This is a genomic window from Leptothoe sp. LEGE 181152 (assembly GCF_032906605.1).
Lineage (GTDB): Bacteria > Cyanobacteriota > Cyanobacteriia > Phormidesmidales > Phormidesmidaceae > Leptothoe > Leptothoe turfae.
Window position 1 is genome coordinate 404,783 of the sequence record NZ_JASATU010000017.1, and the last position, 20,817, is coordinate 425,599.

The window sequence follows — 20,817 nt, forward strand, 5'->3', positions numbered from 1 at the left end:
ACTGGCTGTCCTTCCAGGAGAAGTATTTAGCTAGCAATTGGGAATTATTCTTAACTAGAATAGACGGAGAGTCAAGCTATGCAAATATTGCGCAATGTCAAAACAATTTATTGTCCTTAAGGACGGCAAAATTGCCTATCAAGTATACGGACAAGGACAACACACTCTACTCCTATTCCATGGTCTGCTCGGCAGCTCGTGGCTCGGCGATGAATGGATACAGGCCATCGAACAAGCAGGTGTACGCTGCATCGTACTAGAACGACCGGGCTATGGAGACTCGTCTATTTTTTCCATAGAATGTGTTGCCGACTGGAATATTATCTTTGCTCAACTCATCCATGCTTTGAATATTCAATCTGCCATTGCCATCGGCTGTTCCGCTGGGGCGGTTTATGCCTATGCAACGGCCTTTGCGTTTCCTGACATCATTACCCATGTTTGGGTATTAGATGGTGTGCCTGCTGTCTTTTTAGAAACTGTTATTCGTCACTATTCCCATGACGATCAAGCCACCTATAACCGTTTCTTAGTCAGCCCCATTGCCGAGATTCAGGATGACTATGCAACGTGGCTAGAGGCTTTTTCTGAGCAGCAATCTGATCATCCCTATATGCTCAACATATTGAAAGATGCTCGCGCCAACCACCATATCGGCATGGCCCGAGAAAGTCAGCTGCAGATTCGCCCTTGGGGATTTGATATCTCAGCCATTCAACAACCGGTGACGCTATGGCATGCGGAGCATGATGCCATGGTGCCCTACAATGCTGCACAAGAGATGACCCAGGTGCTCGCCAACAGTACCCTGATTACGGCCCAAGACCTGGACATATCATCAGAACAAACTATCCATTCAGAAAGCATATCCCAAGGTTTTTTGCACCTGGTAGAACAATTGCAGGATTATAGAGGCGCTGATTAGGGCAAAAGTCCAACACAAATTAAGTCATGATTTTCCAACCATGCGGTACAAAGATGCAGAAATAGCTCGCAGGATTCTCCACCTAAAGCAAGCACCAGAGCCACCTATAAACGATTATAGCGTATACAATTAGCCAATCTCTAAAAGGTTGTTAGCCTCCATCAACTAGAGCAATAGGGAAATTTTCATGGCTTATCAAACTCCCCAATACAATTTAGTTGTTTTTGGTGCAACCGGATTTGTTGGCCGTATCCTCTGCCAGTATTTGTTAAAGCAGGTTGGGGTACATGGTTCTGTTAAGTGGGCGATCGCAGGTCGTTCCCAGGCTAAATTAAATGCCCTGGTGTCTGATCTAGAAGCCAACGGCTTACCCCAAATCATTGCAGATGTCTCCGATGAGGCCAGCCTGCGGCATATGTGCGACCAAACCCAGGTTGTTATCTCCACCGTTGGTCCCTACGCTCTGTACGGGGAACCGCTGGTTAAGGTGTGTGCGGAGACTGGCACTGACTATTGTGATCTGACCGGAGAGCCCCAGTGGATTCGACAGATGAGTCAGCGGTACAGTGCCACTGCTGAGCAATCCGGGGCGCGGATTGTTCACTGCTGTGGGTTTGACTCGATTCCGTCTGATTTGGGTGTGTATTATCTGCAGCAGCAGGCAAAACAACGGTTTGGGAGAGTTTGCGATCGCATCAAAATGCGGGTTAAAGCAGCCCGAGGCGGCATCTCGGGGGGGACTGCTGCCAGCGGCATTAATTTGGCGAAAGAGGCCAGTACCAATGCTACCCTACGCCAGGAGTTGGATAACCCCTATTCGCTTTGCCCAGATAGTAGCCAGCTGCCGGAGCCTCCCCCGATCCTGGTTCCGGTACAGTACGATCCGGATTTTCAAGGGTGGGTGTCCCCATTTGTGATGGCAGCCATTAATACCCGCATTGTGCTGCGGTCAAATGCCCTGCTGGATTATGCCTACGGTAAACAGTTTCAGTATGACGAAGCGGTATTGACCGGGCCTAATGCCACAGGCTGGCTGGTGGCTCAGGGGCTTAGTGTTAGTTTAGTCGGTGTGGCGGCGGCCATGGCATTCTCACCGACGCGCTGGTTATTGGAGACTATGCTGATTCCTAAACCAGGGGAAGGACCAAGTCAGGCAGCCCAGGAGCAAGGGTTTTATGATTTGCGATTCTGGGGGACAACTGCTGAGGGACAGACTATTCAGGTTAAGGTGACGGGCGATCGCGATCCGGGCTATGGGTCCACAGCTAAGATTTTGGGCCAGGCAGGGCTATGTTTGGCGGAGGATTTTCCACCGTCTGTTAAAGCAGGGGGATTTTGGACACCGGCGTCGATGTTTGGCGATGTTTTGATCGAACGTTTGGTGAAAGATGCAGGATTGACGTTTGAGGTGTGCTGATACACTGAAAAGTCACTTGTTAATCTCGATCCGTGAACCCTTTATCACAAGCTGAGCTACTTCAAATTGCCCGCTCCATTACCGGCTTTAGGCGATATACCGATATCGATTTAAGCGAAGGCAACCCACCCCTAGAATTTAGTTGGTTAAATCCTGACGATATTGTTATGGGTGGTGTTGGATTTGCGTTTTATTACAACACCATCGAACAAGCTAGAGAACTTCGAAACACCTTACAGCAAGGGTATTACACTAACTGTCTGGCTACTTCTAATGGTGTTCCTGTAACGTTTGTTTGTCTCAGTGATGAGATTGAGAGTCGATATCTTTAAACTCTTTGCTTAGCCGAGTCAAAAACTGAGTGGGTTTATTCCAGCCATTGGCTTTAAACCAACTTAGTTTACGAATCGACCCACCACGAATGCCTGTCCAGTTAAGGACGTCTAACGTATCGTTGTCAGTAAGCTTGTAACGGGTTTGTAATGCCTGCCATATATCTCCTTCAACCGTTACTGGTGGATCGGCTCGAAACGTAATGCCTTGGGGACTGATAACTACGAGTTCTATGGGCTCTATTGGAAATCTGTTGACTAGGCTAATCATCTCTGCTATCGATTTCAGCTCAGTCCCTGGGACAACTATGACACAGGGCTTCTGGTAGGCTTTGAGTTCGTCGTTGAGCCACTCATAGGATTGCTGAGGGGTAAACTGACTCTCACTAAAGATGTCTGAGTGTATGACTTGCAGTTTGAATTGGTGGCCTAGCTCCATATGGATACCTGTAGGAACTGTCTGTCGCTGACATGATGGTAGCAAATCTATAAAGTTTGGAAACTTGGAAAAGTATCGGTGTGCACTTCTCACCTTAACTGCTATGAACAAATTTGACTGGCATTTGGACCCAATTCCTAAAACCACATGTACTCACAATCAGTATCTAATATGGGTTGGATGAAAGAGAATGTGAAAAAACGATGGGCGATGCTGTTAAGGAGTAGCATCGTCAGCAGGCGTTAAAGTGATTTGAACTAACTATGCGGTTGAGCGGCAGCAGAACAACCATAACGAAAGATGAAAAGACTATCCACTGTCTGCTCCAACCGAATGGTTATCCTGCTTTACCTTGAAGCTAAAATAGCATCTTCTATCGCATAGTCTAAAAGTCCCGTGGCTGAAAATACTTCTGGGGGATTTGCTCGCTCCCAAGCAATTGTTCGCCTTAATGCTTCATCCCGAGCAATTGTCTCAGTATAGCCCAACTCTTCACGAATACGAGTGGAGTCGGTCAGCCAGTCCTGTTCAGTATTTAAAGAAACACTATTTGGAGGCAGATGGATTTTTGATGCAATTACAATGTCACCGCGCCAACCCACAATTTGTCCGATTGCGCCAATTAATTCTGCTTGGGACAATACAGATGATTCTGCAACATTATAAGTACGATTTGTTGCACGTTCATCCGTTGCGGCAAGAACGATCGCGGCTGCGACATTCTCAACATAGCCATAGCATCCGTGCCAGTGAGCATAGCCCTCCTCTAACACAATGACAGGACGCTTATCGTCCATACGCTTAATGTAGGGGTAGAAGCGATGTTGATAATCTCCCACGCCATACACCATCGGTAATCGCAGAACTGTTCCTGGCAAGCTTGAGTCACTGGCAACGACTCGTTCAACGAGAATTTTATCGTAGTCGGGAGGCAGGCTTGACTGGATTCCAACAGCTTGATATGGATAAAGTTGTGATCGCAATGGTGCATCTTCAGCCAATGGAACTGGATCAATCATGCCTGTTTCACGTCCCCAAAGGATGTCACGGGCGCGGTAAACATCTTGACTGCTAATGGTGACGATTCGCCTAGCAACTCCCTTAAATGTTTCCATCGTGCTTCGTGCATGCGCTTCAGTGAGGGCAATCATATCAATGACGACATCGGGAGCGAGTTGTTGGAAGGTCTGCCGATAATCTGTTAAATTCTGACGATCGCCCCGAATATGATTCACTTGTTGGGGCAAATTCGCGGGTGTTACGCCTCGATTGAATACGCTAACTTCATGCCCTTCTTGCAGTAATTGCTGAGTGACGCAGCGACCAATAAACCAAGTGCCTCCAATGACTAATATTTTCATAGGTTTTCTCCTCTGGTAGTTTCTGTAGTGGCGCAAATTAGAGAATCCTTACAGATGCGATTGTATTAGCAATTCTGCTAATCGTTGTTCTAACCAGTAATGCCAATTTGTTCGACGATTTAGGGACTCTAAGACTTGATGTGAATCATTTTTCACCATGCATGATGCTGGCTGTAACGGAGGCATTGCTGGGATTGGAGCTGTGAAATGGTCATTCATTGTGGCACGAGCGGCTCGATCAATGATAGAAATTCCAAATCCAGGAACCGACGTAGCCGCCTCGGAACGATGATAAAGTTGTACCTGAGTCCCGTCTTCAACGGGGGCTAAAATCCAAGTCACTCGTGAGGGTTCACTCGTTGGGTGCTCTTTCCAGCTATAAACAAGGCGCTTTGGTGCTTCTATCTCAAGTACTTCACAGTAGATCGTGAGTTTTTGTCCTAGCGGGGAACAACGTTGAAATTGAAACTGATGCCCTAAGCAAGCTTCAAAATCGTTGTCCATCATCCAAGCGTTTAAAGCGCGACGATCGGTCAGTGCCTTCCAAACTTGCTCTGGTGGGTGAGGGTAAAACACTTCCAGTACAACATCCTGGCTCATGATTGTTCCTCCAAATATTCACCCAGAGCATCCAGTTTTATTTTCCAAAATTGTTCGTACTGGCTCACCCAATCCGAGACTTGTTTAAGTGGTGTTGGATTTAATCGGTAGATGCGCTGTCGTCCATTGCGTTGCTGAGTCACTAATCCTACGTCGCATAACACATGTAGATGCTGTGAAACGGCGGGTAGAGATATCGCAAAGGGTTCCGCAAGTTGCTTCACAGGTTGTTCGCCCTGCTGTAACTGATCGAGAATGGCACGACGAGTGGGATCTGCGATCGCTTGAAAAATGTCGGAGCTGGCAGTGGTTCGACTCATCAAAAATATTTAAGTGAATGCTTAATTGAAATATACTTAAGCATTCACTTAAATGTCAAGCCCTTCCTCAGCCAAAAAATCAGCAGGATAACTACGCGTTATCCAGAAACGTTCTGGATAAACGCCCTATAACCGAATGGCACTGATGTAAAAGGCAAAGAAAAGGCCCCAGGCATGATGATCTGAGAAAATCAAAACCTGGAAGCCCAACATACTGCCTTTACTATGCCGAATCGTGCGGAGATCCTCGTGGGAAAAGTTGGGGATTGGCGACCATCGTGTTGTTTGGCACCGTCCCACGAGGTGTCCTCAGTCGATGTCTCAAGACGCATTCGAGGCCTTACCGATGACCCTTGAGGTGAGAGAAGTCCATCTGCTGATACAACACCATGATGATTTCGGTTGGACGAAATCATCATGGTGACGACCTTGCAGGATCCCAAACGGTATCCGAAAGCCAAGTTAGCCGATCTCTATCAGCTACATTGGGAGGCTGCTGAGGTGAATCTCAGACATCTCAAGACAACCTTAGGCATGGAACTGCTGGCGGCCAAAACACCCGAGATGGTTCGTAAAGATCTCTGGGTCCATCTACTGGCTTACAACCTGTTGCGTAGCTTAATGTTGCAGACCAACAAGTACACAACCGTCAAGACTCCAAGGCTTTCATTACAGGGTACTCGGCAACAGTTTAACCAGTTCAGGTCTGAACTGGTTAGCGCTAAAGCGTCGGAGCGGCAACCACTCTATCACGCGTTGTTGACTAGTGCTGGAACACTCATTGTTCCTCTACGGCCTCATCGTTGTGAACCGAGAGTCGTTAAGCGTAGGCCCAAGCCCTACCCCAGAATGCAGCAACCTCGCTCAGTTCTTAAAGCTAAACTGGTGGCTTGATTCAAGCTACGTCAGTGACATTCGCCTATACACGCTCATTAGTAAATAATATAGGTTGAACCCATGCCGTTTTACTCAGTGACATCTACCTCAGCCCTCTTTTATGCTCACGTCTACCAAGGAACTGCTAGAGAAAGCTCAAAAACAGGCCTACGCCGTTGGTGCTTTTAACTTATACAATCTCGAAGGTGTCAAAGCCGTTGTTAATGCCGCTGAGGCCGATAATAGTCCGGCAATTATCCAGATTTTGCCGAATATCCTAGAGTATGGAGGGACGCCTCTGGTCAAACTCTTTATCGAAGCAGCGGACTCGGCCAAGGTACCGATGTCAGTTCATTTGGACCACTGTGACAGTCGTACCCATATCGAAACGGCTTTAGACGCTGGGGTTCAATCGGTTTTAGCGGATGGTTCTAAATTTCCGTTTCAAGAGAACCTTGCGTTTACCCGTGAAATGACAGCCTTAGCCCATGCCCAGGGAGCCACTGTCGAGGCAGAAATTGGTAGAATCAGCGGTACTGAAGATGGCATGACGGTGGCTGCAAAAGAAGCCAAGATGACCGACCCTTACCAGGCGAAGCAGTTTGTAGCAGAATCGAGGGTAGATTTCCTTGCGGTCACCATTGGCAATGTTCATGGGCGGTATCACAGTGAACCCCGGTTGGATTTTAAGCGTCTGGCCAAGGTGCGTCAGCAGCTCGATATTCCGCTAGTGCTACACGGTGCGTCTGGCCTACCGGCTCTGATGATTCAACGCTCAATTGAATTGGGAGTCTGCAAATTCAACGTTAATACTGAGGTTCGACAAAAATATCTTCAGTTTTGGCGAGAATATGGAAAAACTGATTCTAAACGTGATCTCTTGGATTGTCAGAAGGCATCTACAGGTGCCATGCAAGAGATTATTGCTCAAAAAATTAGGTTGTTTGGCAGTGCTGGCAAAGCCTAGTAAAGCAGGCTTTACTCGCTGAAACCTGATGATTAAGGCTGCTGAGACGATGATTTATGGTTGTTAGAGACGTCAGCCTAGGGCTGTTTCTGGACCGATAAATTTAATCCTTTAGCAATGAGGAGAAAACACACCAAGCCTAAAATACCACTTAGGATAAATACGCCGCGATAGCCAACTGCTGCTGCTAGAACACCGCTTACCGCCGCCGATAGCACGCTGCCGATACTAATCAACGATGTCTGTAGTGTATAGTCTGTGCCTGCTATTTCTGGTCGGCTTTTATCCATCATGATGGTGAACGCTGTTGTGCCGACCATACCCAATGAGAAAAAGGCAAAGCTGACAATGCAATACAAGACAGGTAACTGAGTAAAGCCAAAGGTGGGTAGAAAGTAAAACAAGATTCCAACTAATGCGATCGCACTTGCCATCAACAGCGTTCCCTTACGTCCCAACATAGAAATAAACACACCTGCAGATAGCGTCCCTAGGATACTCATGCCTGTACCAAAAACGCCAAGTAACGACCCAATCTCTGCGGTCGATAGCCCAGAATCCACCAGCAGTGGTGTAAACATCGTCGCCGACAGATTATGGGCTGCTGCATATAGCCCCAGTACCCATAGCCATAGGCCCATTCCAGGTTGTTGTAAAAAATTTAGGAAAATCTTGAAGTAGCCCCGTGGGCCAAATGCATGGGCTACAGTCTCGCGATGGGGTTCACGATAGATTAAAACTGGAATTAAAGCAACAACCATCATCGCTGCCAAACTCAATAGGCTGGTTCTCCATCCCCAGCGGCTCAGCAAAATCAGCATGCCGCCGCCACCGATCATTCGCCCCATGGCACCGCCAACGCCTTGTACCACATTGCCAACACCCCGCTCCTGGGGCGCTAACAGTCTTACAGCTAGGGCATCGGTGGCGATGTCTTGACTAGCGCAGCCTGTGCCAATCAGGGCTAAACCCAACAGGATAAATGGCAGCTGGGTTTCTAAATTAAGCAGGCTACAGACGATGGTGAAAACCACAACCCACAGCTGGCAAAAGATAATCCAAAAGCGGTAGTGACCCCAGCGAGCATAGCTATAGCGATCGATCAGCGGTGACCAAAGAAACTTCAGTGTGATGGCAATGGTGATCAGGGGCAAGAGACCAATGCCCCCTAGGGACATACCCTGTTGGCGCAGAAGTACGGGAAGGGCCTGGAATAGAAACCAGAAAGGCATAAACTGAGACAGGTAGAGACTGCCCAGGAGCGTGAATTTTGAGAGAGTTTGTTGGGAAAGCACATCTTTCAACTCCAGGTAACAGCGTCTGTATCAAAACTGAAACGAAATAGACCCGACCACGGTAAAGGGTTCTCCAGGTTCAATGCCGCGCGTTCTAGAGATCGGTGTGCCTTGAATGTAGTCAATATCAAAGAGATTTTTGAAATTCAATGCTAGTTTCCAGTCTGCTTGGGCATAGGAGATCGCCGCATCGGTGGTGAAATAGTCATCTAACCGGAAACTATCAGCCAGGTCGCCAGGGCGTTTTCCCATGTAGTTAAATCCGAGGCCCAATCCTAAACCCTCCAGGTCACCGGTTTGAAACCTATAGGTGGTCCATAAACCAGCACTATGTTCCGGGATGCCGACAAGTCCATTACCCCCGGGAAACTGGTTGTCTTCGGTAATTCTGGCGTCGATGTAAGCATAATTAGCGATTAGATTCCAGCCGGGTAAAATCTCCCCGGCTATATCGAGTTCAATGCCCTGGCTGCGTTGTTCTCCGGTTGCGATCGCAGCATTCAAAAAGGCAGGGGCATTGGGATCAGGCGTTGCCACATTGCGTTTAGTAATATCAAAATAGGCCAGCGTCGCAATCAGCTGCTGGTCCCACAGTTCTGTTTTTAAGCCGATTTCGTAGCCTTCGCCCGCCTCCGGTTCAAGAAAATCTCCGGCAATATCTGTGGAACCGCTGGGGACAAACGAACGAGAATAGCTGCCATAGATCGCCAGCTCAGGAATAGGCTGATACACCACCCCCAGTCGTGGCGTAAAATCATCCACATTCTGGCTAACAGAACGTCCGGTCGGATCAAACAGTGCCTGGCCGTTCGTAAGCTCTTGATCCACAGTCTCATAACGAATCCCGGCGACTAACTTAAGAGCATCAGAGAAATCAATCTGATCCTGCAGAAACACCCCAAACCGGGTCGTATTGACGTCCTGTATCCTGGCTGCCGCTGAGAATTCATCGAATGAGCGGCGCTGGGCCAGGCCATAGACCGGGTCAAAAATATTAATCGGTGCCAGATTCGTAGGAATTGGCGGATCGATCAGGGCAACAATGTCGGCACGACTGCGGCTGTAGTCCACCCCAAATAGTAAGGTGTGAGCAATACCCCCCGTCTCAAACTTGCCGACTAAGTCGGTTTGTACCCCAGCGTAGTCCTGATACCAGTCAGTAGCGCTATTAAGGCGGGCCACCAGACCGGTCGTTTCATCAAAGACCAGGGGGAAAAAAGCATTAGAGTCGTAGTGCTGACTGCTATAGCGAAAGGCATTGCGCACAGACCAGTTCTCGCTAAACCGATGATTCAGCTCATAGCCTGTACTAAAGAAACTGCGCTCTACCACATCATCGAGTTCGCCCACCACGCGGTCCTGGGGCACATCGATCACGCCATCCCCCAACGCTAACAGGCCTGTATCGAAAGGGCGTTCGTCGGTGAGGTATTCCAGATCAACCGTGAGGTTGGTGTTGTCACTAATGTCCCAGGTCACCACTGGTGCGACAAACTCCCGATCAATGTCCTGGCCAAAATCACGAAAACTATCGTCCCGTTCCACCAAGAAATTCAGCCGATAGCGGACATCTGGTGTTACCTGGTCAGAAATATCTAGCTGAGGCCGAAAGAGGCTGCGGCTGCCAGCCTGAAGCTCAAGATTATATAGGGGCTCCGCCGTGGGGCGCTTGGTCACCAGGTTAATCACCCCACCGGGCTGAATTTCACCATAGAGAATTGACGACGGCCCCTTGAGCACCTCAATCTGCTCTAGATTCGCCACCTCCGGCAGGGTCAAAATGCTCGACAGGGAATCACCCCCCGCCAGATTAAAGCCATTGCGCAGTACCCGTGCGCCCTGAAACCCACGCAGACTAAACTCGACGCCCGCGCCTTCACTGTTGTCGGCTACCACACCGCTAACATTTTCTAGGGCTTCATCTAGATCGCTCACCTGCCGGTCGTCCAACACCTGCCCAGGGATCACCTGCACCGCCTGGGGGATATCCAGCAAAGGCGTATCGGTGCGCGTGGCGGTGTTGGCACGGGGAGCAAAATAGTCGCTGCCTGCGGTTTCGCCAGTAACCACGAGACGCAGCGGGTTTGCTGCGACTGGGGTAATGGTGAGGATAAGAGTGTTCTGTTCACGCTCTACCACACCGACAGGCGCTCCAGCTTCACCCACCACAGTGACCCGAATTGTATTGTCATTTAACGTCTGCACCAAAATCTGTGCAATCCCTGCCGCTGTATATATCTGCTCAAACTCCTCACTCAGCTGAGCATTAGGAATATCAGCAATCCAGCTCGCCCCCTCTTGAGATGGCAATACTTCTAGCTCACCACCGTTTGCTAATACCAGGACAATTTCCACCCCCTCCTCAATCGGATTCACCCTGACCTCGCTGACCGGCACCACCGACGCGCTCACAGGTGTAGCTGCCATGACCGCGATGACGCCGCCCCAAGCCAAACCGTCTATCGTTCTCAATTTCCCCACACTCCAAGGCATAATTGAGAAACATACGCAATAGTGTTGACATGCTTCAACTCCGAAACGGAGTTTATTCGACCCCAAGCGGGAGTGTTTTTATCTTTAGGGTGGGAACGGCCCACCAGGCAACAGATTAAAGAGCCTGCCGCTGGCTTCTATAGTTTTTAGGCGAAAAGCCAAACTTACGCTTAAAGGCTGCCGAAAACTGACTCGGATTTGCATAACCTACCGTTTGGGCAATCTGAGCCACCTTTAAATTATGGGTATCTAAAAGTTGTTTGGCCCGTTCCATACGATAGTCGTACAGACAGCCAAATACGGTGGTCCCAAAAATCTGACGAAAACCTCGCTTCAGCTTAAAGTCATTGATCCCCACCCGTCTAGCCAATTCTATGATTGATGGAGGATGCTCAAGGTCTGTCAGCAAAATTTCCCTGGCCTGGTAAAGACGGTGGACATCATCGGTTTTTAGAGTAATTTTGTTGTCCTCCGATAACTCTGGCTGTCCCATTTGTTCTAGTTTGAGTGCGAGCAGCTCCAGAGTCTTGCTTTCTAGATAAAGCTGTTTCACCTTGCCCTGGTAGGGACAGGCTAAAATTTGCTGTACCGCTGCTAGCATAGTGGGCGTCGTCCAGCCAATGGTGCCGAGAATTTTTGCTTGGGATGTTTGGACATTAACGGTTTTACCCAGACTCTCACGTTCAATTGTTTCAGGACAAAGCTCCCCCAACCACTCTGGCGAAACATTGATGGTCAGCATATAAATGGGATGCTTGGCAGAATAGTCAGTAATAAACCTAAAATCGCCTTGGGAAAGACCTAGAAAGTTTTTACTCGGTCCTGCACACTGCACCGCCGATGAACCTTGATACTGTCCTCGAAACTCTCCCATAATGCAAAAACTCAGCCCCAAGGCTGAGTAATTTTGAGTTGTTTGAATCACTCGAAGATTCTCTTCTAGCTGCAACTGGTTAATGGATAGTTCTAACCCCTGCCTTAAGCGAATACAGCGATAGGTTAATCGACCAAAGGGTTTCTCTAAAGTGTAGACAGACTCAAGCACATTAGACTGGCAGGCCGCACCGGTTTGCTGCTGCGCCTCGGCAAACATTTCACTAAGGTTGCTGGTGGAAAATGTAAGGGCAAGGTCGGCCATGTCCTGCTGACGTAATGCTAATGGTTTTCATTTGTATATGTATTTTATAGGAAATCATGCAATTAAAAATCATAAAGGTCCTATTTGTCGTATAATCCTTCTCGAAGGGGAGTAGCTATCGGTTTAGCCGACATCTCTGAATCAACATACTGGTGATGAGCCTGGTTCAGAGAATGATAGGGAATTTCCACTAGTCATTAGCGAGACCTTCACTAAATCTGCTGACGCGGATTTGGTGGAGTCTTGTGCCTCGTCAAATTCGTGCCAGAGACCGTTGTGATCTGAGGAATTTGAAAGGATGCTAGCTGCATTTACGGCCAGTCTGTTATTGATTACTATCTCTGAGTTGGGTGATAAGACCTTTTTTATTGCCGCCATTTTGGCCATGCGCCATCGTCGCCGCTGGGTATTTGCAGGGGCGGTTGGGGCATTAGCCCTCATGACAATACTCTCCGTTTTAGTTGGGCAGGCGGCATCACTGTTACCCGACTCAGTGGTTAAATGGGCTGAGGTTTGTTTATTTATTGTTTTTGGTATTCGGCTGCTATATCAGGCTAGCCAGATGGCAACAACAGGAGACGAAGAGAAAGATGCGGCTGAAGCAGTAGATAGGGCAGAAAAAAGCAAGAGAAAACCGAAAGAGACTCCCTTGGCAATTATGGCCGAGACCTTTGGGTTAGTCTTCGTGGCGGAGTGGGGCGATCGCACCCAAATTGCTACCATTGCTCTGGCCGCAGCCAATCCACCTGGCGGAGTCGTGATGGGTGCCGTCCTGGGCCATGCTATTTGTGCAGCCATTGCCACTAACTGTGGTCGCTGGCTCTGTGGCAGGGTTTCAGAACGTACACTGACTGCATTAGGTGGAGGACTGTTTTTACTGTTTGGCAGCTTGGCTCTGTTCATGCCTCAAGCTTAATTTTTGAGGGCAGGGGGGATAGGACAGATCATCTTATCCCCCTGCTACTTCATCCTGAGAACCCCCAGTAGGATTCTATGACTAATCAATCACGTAGGCTGACACGAACCGTTCAAGCTCTAGGCTGGGTAAGCTTGCTGACTGATTTTGCCAGCAAGATGGTGTATCCACTAACACCTTTTTTCTTGACGAGCATGCTGGGTGCTCCAGTTTGGACAGTGGGGCTGATCGAGGGGATTGCTGAGAGCACGGCCAGTATTTTGAAACTGTACTCTGGCTGGCTGTCGGACTGGGCCGGTCGGCGCAAACCTTTTGCGTTGGCCGGTTATAGCTTAGGGGCATTGTCTAAACTAGGGTTAGCTCTGTCGGGAACCTGGGGCCATGTGTTAGGGGCACGTTTGTTTGATCGGATTGGCAAAGGATTACGAGCTGCACCACGGGATGTTCTAATTGTTGAGAATTGTACTGCTGCCCAACGGGGACAGGCATTTGGCTTACACCATAGTTTGGAAACGGTGGGTGAAGTGCTGGGTCCGCTGGTGGGTTTTGTCTTTTTGCAACACTCTGTAGGAAATTATCGAGGCGTGTTTGCGATCGCATTTTTCCCAGCGCTCCTGGGTGTTTTGATCTTACTAACTCAGGTCAAAGAACAACGTCCCCAAACTAGAAAAGCACGTCCCCAATTTACATTACGAGGATTAAGCCCCACCTATCGACAGTATTTACTAGCCGTTACCCTCTTTAGTTTAGGAAATTCATCGGATGTTTTTCTGTTATTACGGGCCCAAGAGCTGAGCTTTACCGGCTCTACACTTCTGTTACTATACGCAGCTTTTAACCTGGTAGCCGTTGGATTAGGACTGATCGCTGGTCGTCTATCTGACCAAATAGGGCGACGACCGCTACTCGTCAGTGGATATCTTGTCTTTGCTATCACCTATTTGGGATTTGCTCAAGCAGAGACGCCTGCTATTATTTGGTTACTGTTTATGTTATACGGCCTCTATGGCACTCTAACGCGGGGTGTCCAAAAAGCATTTGTTGCCGATCTAGTACACCCCAACCGACGAGGCGCTGAAACCGGCACCTTTCATATGGTAGTTGGTTTGTCTGCATTACCTGCCAGTCTCATCGCTGGCTGGCTCTATGCAACAGTCTCTACAGCGGCTCCTTTTTATGTCAGTTCTGTTGCTGCGGTGATCGCCACACTATTGCTAATGCGAATGCATTTGCCATCGTTAGAGTCAGGGAATCGAGAATGAGCCGCACAGACAGCACCGCAAATTGAATTAACATTCCGTGTTGTGCGTAGTCAGAATGTGCTAGATTACTGGGCGTATCGGTTCTAAGGGGAAACAGTCCTTAGAGGAAACGGGGAAAGAGCAGTGAGAATCTGCCGCTGTCCCGCAGCTGTGAAGGAGGTGTCGCACCTCTCAGTCAGAATGCCCGCCGATAGTTCAACTCATGTTCTACAACATCTGCGAGGTACGGATGATGATTTTAGTGCGTAATTGTAACTATGTTGCCAGGGGAAATCTCTACAATGCTCTACCCTAGGCATATCTAGCTCCATAACTATGAAGTGTGCCTGTTAATTTTGGGCATCTGTTAGTTATCTAATTAATTTTTTGAGAAACTGTTGGCCAGTGTGTCACGGATTGTTATGCCTGCAAAAGGTATGAACAATCTATTGCTCTTAGCACTGTCTAACCCGTTCTCAACAGATCATTTTGAAAAAAGTTAAAAGCATCGTGCCATCCATTATACTGCCGCCTGAAGCACTCATGTTGCAACAGTATCTGCATCGCCCTGGATGTATTCCTGCATCAGTTCATCCGTTTGTGAAACAAGCGGCACTTACGTTTGTTTCACAAACGGCACTTACCCATAAGATGCGGAGCCAAAAGACCTTTGGAAAACCAGCCAGGCGATTTCCATGGCGGGGTTGGTTGATGTTGATTGGATGTACGATCGCATCTCTCTCTCAATCAGTGACTCGCCGCATGCGTCGATGTTGACAACGGCAGTTCTCTCATCGTATGTCCATTGCCCCAGTGGGCAACCGCCTCCATCCTAAAAATGAGAATAGTTACTAACATGAATATTTTGTCATTGCTTGTTGCCCTCCTAGCGATTTTGCTGGTGGTTGACATCGTTGTTTATCTGCTGACTCCCCGCACCCATGGGTCATCATCACTGATGCGGTTTGGGGTTGTCGGACTGCTCAAATCATTGCGAGAAGTACCCACATTTCTATTAATGCGTTTAGCCTTTGGGGGTGGCCTGTGTCGCTTCGGCGTGTTCCGTGCCGTGCGGGCTGACTCGCTAGACTTGGGTGAACGGCCCCTTTCAGATAACGGACAAAAGATGGTCGTGGCTAGCCAGGCCCTTCTTGCATTAAACTGGTATCCGTCCAGTGCCACTCCACAGCAGGGAAACTCAGAAACATGATCCCTTCAGCCTAGGCAAACTGGCAGCAGGTGCTTGTCGCCACTAATCTTCCCCCTCGGATATAATGCCTGGAGCGGCTTTCTAGCCGGGGGCGAGGTGCCGTTGTATGTGCAAATCAAGCTAACTCATCCATCAAATTGATGCACGAGTGCTGTCTTAAAATGGCTGAGCCAGATCGGTGGCATAGACCGTTTTCCAAGCTTTAACGGTGTCCTCGCCAATTTTGCTATCGATTGCTTCGCCGCTATCAGTCACCAGTCGAATATCAAGCGTTGTCTCTGGTGCATTTTGCAACGCTTGGGCTAACTCATTGCTCACTGAGAACACATTATTTTGTCCATCAATTTGAAACACATCGCCATCAACTTTAATGAAAAGTTGAATGATATTTCTGGCGTTACTAAATTCTGAGCAACTCAAATCTGGAGAAACCCGAAACGACCCGCTGAGACAGTCGCGATCGCGAATAATCGACAGCACCCGAATAAAATCACGACTCCAGAGGCTCTGCACCTCAATTCGGGCGGTTGTATTCAAAAAGCGATCGCTAAAGGAATGACGGTCAAATACCCCAACAAAGCTGCCTTCAAACGGATCATTGATTTGAACTGGCTCTGACCAAGGTAAATTACGGTGGGTTCCTAATGTGGCCGAGTCGACAACATCTAGCCCAGCGGCAGTGGCTGCACTCGTTATACAGATACTCCCCAACAACCCTAAACTAATCACTAAACGCCCAATCATAATAGAGCGCCTCTGCTTTATGAGACTCTACTTTGACGATAGCACAAGGGATTGGAAACAGTTGAAATATGAGCTTTCTCTTATTAGTTGCAATTGAAATTGCAGGCTTCCAGATGATCTACCAGATGATTTATGTCTACTTAGCTAAACCCATGCCCCAATCATCTTTCAACTCCAACCATTAAATCATAGCCACCCATAAAACCTATTCCATGCTTATAATCAGAACTCGTTGATTCTCAACATGACTAAATGAAAAACCTTGACACCTCACAAACCATTGAACTGCTCAATCAAATTATGGAATTTGAGCTAGCTGGTGTGGTGCGTTATACCCATTGTTCTTTAATGGTTACTGGGCCCAATCGCATTCCGATTGTAGATTTTTTCAAGACTCAGGCAAATGAATCTTTACTCCATGCCCAAGAAGCCGGTGAGATTATTACTGGGCTAGAAGGCCATCCCAGTCAGCAAATCTCAGCTATTGAGGAAAACAACCGCCACTCGGTTAAAGACCTCCTGTCAGAAAGTCTAAACCATGAGCAAACGGCATTAAATATGTACAAAAAGCTCCTAGATGTGGTCCAAAACGCCAGCGTTTATTTGGAAGAATATACCCGTACCAAAATTGGACAGGAAGAAATGCATACACTCGAGATCAAAAAAATGTTGCGTGATTATAGTTGAGCTCGTGGAACCGTTGCTTAGGTAGTTTGGGGGCCTATCTTAACGCGATGGGCTACCAAGCCCTATGTGGTCAAATCGTCGATGCCACATTAGTACCGGTGCCCAAACAACGGAATCGTTGAGACGATGATAACGAGATCAAAGCAGGCAAGGTGCCTGAGCCTTGGCAGGATAAGCTTCATCTACTCCAAAAGGATGGGAAAATTTGGGTAGTGGGTCGCAGCATTCTAGCCGCTTACCAAATTTTAGAAGACGTTAAGTTGTACATAAATCAGGCTTATTGGGTATAAATCTCAAGAAAGGCCTATGCTTAGAAAGCTGATTTTTAGCGGGGATCGATGGTAGGGCGATTGCGATCTCAGCCGATCTTGCCTACGCTAAACCTGGGATTACACGCATATTTCACGATCACAGGCTGGCCAAACGGTATGAGGCCCTAGAGATGATAAGTGTAAGTATTAAGCCAAAGTACCCAACCCTATCACCTAACACCCGAACGGATATGTGAACCGACAAGTCCCTCAGGTTTGCTTAATCGTCTGCTGAGCAAACTAAATACAGTTGCTTCCCGTGGCGCAGGCATTATCAGTCACGCTCCTAAATTCATAAAATCACCTACAAATTGCCGTAGATCCTTATTGACAATTTTTCTTATTTAGGTGATGCTAAGGTCATCTGTCTGAGCATGTATGAATGCGGGAGGCATGCAAGTAATGGTGGGTCGAGAGATTGAATCGTTAGTCACGATAGTTATCACTCTTTTTCTCTGTTTAATAGTTAACGTATCCCCTGCTGTTGCCAGTGTCACTGATGCCACAGTATGGAATAATTTAGGGCAACAGCTTTTTAGCCAAAAGCGTTATCCAGATGCTTTGTTAGCGTACAATCATGCTTTATTAATTGAACCAGAGTATTCTCTTGTTTTGGCAAATCGCTGTGGTGTTCTCAGTCAACTGCAAGAATTTCATCAAGCCTTAGTATCCTGTGATTTAGCCCTTGAAATCAATAGTCAATGGGGCGCACAAGGCTCCGCTCTCGGTTGGGATAACCGAGGGGATGCCCTTTTCAACCTGGAAAGGTATCAAGATGCTCTACATTCATTTGAACAAGCCTTGATGCATAATCCTGGCTATCAGAACGCACGACGAAATCGTCAGATTGTATTGAGCCGACTAGAGCAAATCGGTGAAAAGCCGTAAAGATTACATATTTCTGGAGAGCATTAGTTTATGTGGGATCCTCCTGCCATAATTGACATAAATCTGTTGTTAATTCTGTCCCCAATTACTGTTGCGATCGCTTGGAGCATACTAATTTCTAAAATTCTCAATCTATAATTTTCTTCACAGTTATTAACATCCTCGAAAACAATTCTTGAAGTCACACAATCCATGACTCTGAACAATGAATCACTTTATTGATGTTGCCGTTGCTTTTTTAGGTGGCACTATTATCTCGGTCAAAGGTGGCTACCGTGTATTACAACATCCCAAGAAGGGGCATATTTTTAATCGGCTAGCTGATGCTCGTTGGTTTTTAGCTGTTCATTGGTGTGATCAATTTCCAACACCAGCGGGGATCTTAACCCATGATGGACAAGTTACCTTTCAAAATCATGCGGCTTTGGCCTATGGAGACACCGTGTTTTTACCCATAAAGTCCAGGAAAGCCATCTTCAATCACTGTTTAACGTTGACACCTGGAGAAGTCGTAACTTATACAATTGAGGACTCTTCTCAGACTGATAAACATGAGGTAGAAATCATGGGACTAGATATTGATCCCCGGTATGGAAGAGTTGCCCTAGTAAAAACAAAACAGTCAGGTTCCTCGGCATCGTTTTAGAGTCTTAGTTGAAATATAATCTACGGCACTAACCAACAGCAGACAACGTGGGCATAAACGTGAGACTAGACATGGTTTATCTCTCCTTTCTGGCACAAAGCACAACATAACCTAAGTTGCTGCCATGACGGATAAACGTTTCTCGCATAGAGAGAATGCGCTGACGGAGAACCGGACGGGTGAGCATATTCCAACCCATGGTTAGTAGAGTCGGTACGCCTTCCTCTTTAGCAATACAGAGAGGGTTAAGCAGTGCCATAGGACCACTGTTGGACTGCTCTACAGTGAGTCCTGCGGTTTGACAAACATCCATCCATCCCTGCATGGACAACGGGGCGGCATTCACCCGAATAGTGGTGGACAGGTCTCGATGAATAGCCTCAATATTAGAATCACTCGCCCGCGATTCGTGACTAAGAAATTGACCATTAGGTTTGAGGCGATCGCAAATGCCAGACAAAATTTTAACCTTACCTGCGGCAGACTGCATGGTCAAAATTGCTTCTGCTAGCACATAGTCAAACTGTTCTGTAATTTCCTCTAAATGGAAAATATCTCCCTTAATAACACTGACCTGGTCAGTTAAGCCAGCAGCAGCAATATTGGCTTGGGCACGAGCCACACTGTCAGAATTTTTCTCGATGCCCACCACACGTACTCCGTAGCACTGCGCCAAGGAAATTGCACTGTAACCAAAGCTTGCCGCCAATTCTAGAACAGTTTCACCAGGCTGAAAGTCAGCCCAGGCAAAAAGCTGTTCAGTCGCTCTATATCCTCCTGGGCGAAGAGCCTGTTTACCGGCAGTTGCTAACACTTGATGGGCTGGGGCAGTTTTCAGATCTATCTGAGCCATATTCATTAGCGCAAGACAATACCCTGAATATGCCAAAGAACTCCATCTTATTCTATGAGGTAGCTCATACACGGAGCATCCACTTAATCCAGGAAAGCTCGGCTCGACAGGGAGTTAGGACGAAGGAGTCAGGGGCTCACTACCTTTCGACAAAAAAAATTGTGGTTGAAATAAAAAATATTTTAACCACAAAATAACCGAGTGAACACCGCAATAGCCAAATTCTGAAAAAATCCAAAAGTCTCATTGAGCAGAACCCACAGAAAGCCCTTTGGCTGCCAATAGCAACTAGAATTCAACTATTCCAGGTGAAAATAATTATACAGTTAATATTGAGAATCAGTCCTATATACTTAGGCTACCGGTATCATATTCAGTTATGGGTTAACCAACAGGAAAGCCCTAGCTGCGGGAATATTCAACAACGAAATGCTGGTCTACTTTATGGTTTTGTTTAACAAGCTCTACACTGGTCATTAGTGGCATTTCCTGACGACACCGTAAACACATCCAGTAGAGACCTGCTGCACGAACATGGCGCAGCAAATTCCCAGAACAGCAAGGACAGGCAACCATATGTTTCACCTTTATTAATAGGATTTATTCTCAATAATAGCGTATATTCATGAAAGTGACTTACCCTTAGAGAGTTGAGAATTACTCGCCAATAGATGTAGGTGTAATCTACAAATCAGCATCCTGAATAGCTACAGCGAAATCATTAGTAATTTTTAATTTATGAGTTGATTATTGAGAAAATATTGCAATAATACGAGAGGAATATTTTGTTCTTTAAATAACGTACATGCAGACTTACAAAGTGAATCTTGTCAATGAAAAGTACGGCATCAATGCAATCATTGAGGTGCCTGAAGATGAGTACATTCTTGATGTTGCTGAAGAGGAAGGAGTTGATTTACCTTTTTCGTGTCGTGCTGGAGCCTGTTCATCCTGTGCTGGCAAAATTTTAGAAGGAGACGTTGACCAATCAGATCAGTCATTTTTAGATGACGATCAGCTATCTGCTGGCTATGCTTTACTTTGTGTCACCTATCCAATGTCTGATTGCAAAATTGAAACGAATTCGGAAGATGAATTGTACTAGTGATTTCAACGCCTAAGTATAGAGGCAATAGGATTAATATGCCGATAAAACAA

Annotated in this window: 22 protein-coding genes, 1 pseudogene and 1 riboswitch; of the genes and pseudogenes, 13 read left to right on the plus strand and 10 right to left on the minus strand. The window is 47.2% G+C overall.

Features of this window, described 5'->3' with window-relative positions; genetic code table 11:
- Positions 1-94: 94 nt before the first annotated feature.
- The 3 genes from QGP82_RS09970 (at position 95) to QGP82_RS09980 (ending at position 2,674) form a co-directional block, all read left to right on the plus strand.
- Positions 95-925 (plus strand): alpha/beta fold hydrolase, encoded by an 831-nt coding sequence (locus tag QGP82_RS09970; RefSeq protein WP_163698902.1) that lies wholly within the window; start codon positions 95-97, stop codon positions 923-925.
- 187 nt (positions 926-1,112) lie between these two features.
- Positions 1,113-2,342 (plus strand): saccharopine dehydrogenase family protein, encoded by a 1,230-nt coding sequence (locus QGP82_RS09975; protein ID WP_499058767.1) that lies wholly within the window; start codon positions 1,113-1,115, stop codon positions 2,340-2,342.
- Between the two features lie 32 nt (positions 2,343-2,374).
- Positions 2,375-2,674 carry a hypothetical protein gene (locus QGP82_RS09980; RefSeq protein WP_163660154.1) on the plus strand — a complete coding sequence of 100 codons (300 nt, stop codon included), beginning with the start codon at positions 2,375-2,377 and terminating at the stop codon, positions 2,672-2,674.
- Here QGP82_RS09980 and QGP82_RS09985 read toward each other — a convergent pair.
- The 4 genes from QGP82_RS09985 to QGP82_RS10000 all read right to left on the minus strand — a co-directional run bounded on the left by QGP82_RS09985 (position 2,643) and on the right by QGP82_RS10000 (position 5,394).
- Entirely contained in the window at positions 2,643-3,113 is a 471-nt protein-coding gene (locus tag QGP82_RS09985; protein ID WP_163698906.1) for a hypothetical protein, read from the minus strand. The genes QGP82_RS09980 and QGP82_RS09985 overlap by 32 nt on opposite strands.
- A 347-nt stretch (positions 3,114-3,460) precedes the next feature.
- Complete coding sequence (locus QGP82_RS09990; protein ID WP_163698908.1) at positions 3,461-4,474, minus strand: NAD-dependent epimerase/dehydratase family protein; 1,014 nt, start codon at positions 4,472-4,474, stop codon at positions 3,461-3,463.
- A 48-nt stretch (positions 4,475-4,522) separates the two neighbouring features.
- Positions 4,523-5,074 carry an SRPBCC family protein gene (locus QGP82_RS09995; protein WP_163660160.1) on the minus strand — a complete coding sequence of 184 codons (552 nt, stop codon included), beginning with the start codon at positions 5,072-5,074 and terminating at the stop codon, positions 4,523-4,525.
- Entirely contained in the window at positions 5,071-5,394 is a 324-nt protein-coding gene (locus QGP82_RS10000; protein WP_163660162.1) for an ArsR/SmtB family transcription factor, read from the minus strand. The genes QGP82_RS09995 and QGP82_RS10000 overlap by 4 nt, the downstream gene beginning before the upstream one ends.
- 417 nt (positions 5,395-5,811) lie before the next feature.
- Between QGP82_RS10000 and QGP82_RS10005 the strand changes: the two genes are divergently transcribed.
- Both QGP82_RS10005 and QGP82_RS10010 read left to right on the plus strand, forming a co-directional pair.
- Positions 5,812-6,288 (plus strand): hypothetical protein, encoded by a 477-nt coding sequence (locus tag QGP82_RS10005; protein WP_499058773.1) that lies wholly within the window; start codon positions 5,812-5,814, stop codon positions 6,286-6,288.
- 103 nt (positions 6,289-6,391) lie between these two features.
- Positions 6,392-7,237 (plus strand): class II fructose-bisphosphate aldolase, encoded by an 846-nt coding sequence (locus QGP82_RS10010; protein WP_163698914.1) that lies wholly within the window; start codon positions 6,392-6,394, stop codon positions 7,235-7,237.
- A gap of 77 nt (positions 7,238-7,314) precedes the next feature.
- On the opposite strand, the gene QGP82_RS10015 is transcribed toward QGP82_RS10010, so the two are convergent.
- The 4 genes from QGP82_RS10015 to QGP82_RS10030 all read right to left on the minus strand — a co-directional run bounded on the left by QGP82_RS10015 (position 7,315) and on the right by QGP82_RS10030 (position 12,163).
- Positions 7,315-8,532 (minus strand): MFS transporter, encoded by a 1,218-nt coding sequence (locus tag QGP82_RS10015; RefSeq protein WP_163660168.1) that lies wholly within the window; start codon positions 8,530-8,532, stop codon positions 7,315-7,317.
- A 30-nt stretch (positions 8,533-8,562) separates the two neighbouring features.
- Entirely contained in the window at positions 8,563-10,959 is a 2,397-nt protein-coding gene (locus QGP82_RS10020; RefSeq protein WP_499058777.1) for a TonB-dependent siderophore receptor, read from the minus strand.
- Complete coding sequence (locus QGP82_RS10025; RefSeq protein ID WP_250564691.1) at positions 10,895-11,056, minus strand: hypothetical protein; 162 nt, start codon at positions 11,054-11,056, stop codon at positions 10,895-10,897. Before QGP82_RS10025 ends, QGP82_RS10020 begins: the two co-directional genes overlap by 65 nt.
- An 84-nt stretch (positions 11,057-11,140) precedes the next feature.
- Positions 11,141-12,163, minus strand: coding sequence for a helix-turn-helix transcriptional regulator (locus tag QGP82_RS10030; RefSeq protein ID WP_163660173.1), 1,023 nt, complete (start codon positions 12,161-12,163; stop codon positions 11,141-11,143).
- A 298-nt stretch (positions 12,164-12,461) separates the two neighbouring features.
- On the opposite strand from QGP82_RS10030, the gene QGP82_RS10035 reads away from it, so the two are divergent.
- From QGP82_RS10035 to QGP82_RS10050, 4 genes and pseudogenes are all read left to right on the plus strand, one after another.
- Positions 12,462-13,079, plus strand: a complete 618-nt coding sequence (locus QGP82_RS10035; protein ID WP_163660175.1) for a TMEM165/GDT1 family protein — start codon at positions 12,462-12,464, stop codon at positions 13,077-13,079.
- 77 nt (positions 13,080-13,156) lie between these two features.
- A complete protein-coding gene (locus QGP82_RS10040) occupies positions 13,157-14,341 on the plus strand; it encodes an MFS transporter (protein WP_163660177.1) in 1,185 nt (394 codons plus the stop codon).
- A gap of 61 nt (positions 14,342-14,402) precedes the next feature.
- A riboswitch (cobalamin riboswitch) is annotated at positions 14,403-14,547 on the plus strand.
- Between the two features lie 283 nt (positions 14,548-14,830).
- Positions 14,831-15,097 (plus strand): hypothetical protein, encoded by a 267-nt coding sequence (locus QGP82_RS10045; protein ID WP_163660179.1) that lies wholly within the window; start codon positions 14,831-14,833, stop codon positions 15,095-15,097.
- A 178-nt stretch (positions 15,098-15,275) separates the two neighbouring features.
- Positions 15,276-15,404, plus strand: a pseudogene (locus tag QGP82_RS10050) (SAM-dependent methyltransferase); the annotation flags it as partial.
- A gap of 282 nt (positions 15,405-15,686) precedes the next feature.
- On the opposite strand, the gene QGP82_RS10055 reads toward QGP82_RS10050, so the two are convergent.
- The gene (locus tag QGP82_RS10055; protein WP_499058782.1) at positions 15,687-16,274 is read right to left on the minus strand and encodes a hypothetical protein; all 588 of its coding nucleotides are present in this window, start codon (positions 16,272-16,274) and stop codon (positions 15,687-15,689) included.
- Positions 16,275-16,526: 252 nt separating this feature from the next.
- On the opposite strand from QGP82_RS10055, the gene QGP82_RS10060 reads away from it, so the two are divergent.
- The 3 genes from QGP82_RS10060 (at position 16,527) to QGP82_RS10070 (ending at position 18,806) form a co-directional block, all read left to right on the plus strand.
- The gene (locus tag QGP82_RS10060) at positions 16,527-16,961 is read left to right on the plus strand and encodes a ferritin-like domain-containing protein (protein ID WP_163660186.1); all 435 of its coding nucleotides are present in this window, start codon (positions 16,527-16,529) and stop codon (positions 16,959-16,961) included.
- A gap of 689 nt (positions 16,962-17,650) precedes the next feature.
- Positions 17,651-18,160 (plus strand): tetratricopeptide repeat protein, encoded by a 510-nt coding sequence (locus QGP82_RS10065; RefSeq protein WP_499058785.1) that lies wholly within the window; start codon positions 17,651-17,653, stop codon positions 18,158-18,160.
- A gap of 205 nt (positions 18,161-18,365) precedes the next feature.
- Positions 18,366-18,806: a hypothetical protein gene (locus QGP82_RS10070; RefSeq protein WP_163702933.1), complete on the plus strand. Its 441-nt coding sequence runs from the start codon at positions 18,366-18,368 to the stop codon at positions 18,804-18,806.
- 76 nt (positions 18,807-18,882) lie between these two features.
- Here QGP82_RS10070 and QGP82_RS10075 read toward each other — a convergent pair whose 3' ends face one another.
- Positions 18,883-19,665 (minus strand): SAM-dependent methyltransferase, encoded by a 783-nt coding sequence (locus tag QGP82_RS10075; protein WP_250566008.1) that lies wholly within the window; start codon positions 19,663-19,665, stop codon positions 18,883-18,885.
- Between the two features lie 799 nt (positions 19,666-20,464).
- Between QGP82_RS10075 and QGP82_RS10080 the strand changes: the two genes are divergently transcribed.
- On the plus strand, positions 20,465-20,764 hold the full coding sequence (locus tag QGP82_RS10080) for a 2Fe-2S iron-sulfur cluster-binding protein (protein WP_163700337.1): 300 nt from the start codon (positions 20,465-20,467) through the stop codon (positions 20,762-20,764).
- The last annotated feature ends 53 nt before the right edge of the window (positions 20,765-20,817 follow it).